The sequence below is a fragment of the Acinetobacter sp. LMB-5 genome (assembly GCF_001541635.1).
GTDB classification, from domain to species: domain Bacteria; phylum Pseudomonadota; class Gammaproteobacteria; order Pseudomonadales; family Moraxellaceae; genus Acinetobacter; species Acinetobacter pittii.
On record NZ_LRDR01000053.1, the window covers coordinates 1 to 543 of the forward strand.

1 protein-coding gene is annotated in these 543 nt (G+C 51.4%); it reads right to left on the reverse strand.

Annotated elements, in window-relative coordinates; all coding sequences use genetic code 11:
• Positions 1 to 491 (reverse strand): hypothetical protein (locus tag AW165_RS18470; protein ID WP_228138767.1); only part of this gene is annotated, 491 nt, incomplete at its 3' end.
• Between the last annotated feature and the right edge of the window lie 52 nt (positions 492 to 543).

Consider the following 543-nt stretch of genomic DNA (forward strand, 5'->3'; position numbering starts at 1 on the left):
AATTTCATAATGGCATTCTCATTCGGTTGTTTAGTTTGCACTCCAGCATTGGAGAACAGAAAAATAGCGTCGCTTTCACCGTCATCGCTGAGCTCGACGACATCCAGCGTTTTGATGTTTGCAGCAGGCGGCAAAGAGCCAAGCTGAGCTACGTGGTGAAGGTAGAATTCGCCAGGTTTGCCAGGAAGCGGATAAATGCCGGCGCTTTGACCTTCGAAATACCCTTGGTCTTCTAGCTCTTCGAGTTCAGGTGTGTAGTGCTGCTCGCACAGCAGTACCGCTTCACCTTTGTCGTTAGTGCCAATGCCACGAACATCAACGCGGCCTAATGCTTTAATCTTGTCGTCACCTTTACCAGGGTGTCCTAGCGTAACCGGAGGACGTGAACCGCCCGAGTTACGAACCACAGACTCCAGCACAGACTTGTCAACAGGTTGGCCATTGCGCTGGATACCTTCACCAACGAGCTCTAATTTGCGAATACGAGGCATGACTGACTCCTTACAGCGAAATCGTGATGCCGCCGCTACCAGGTTCATCGGC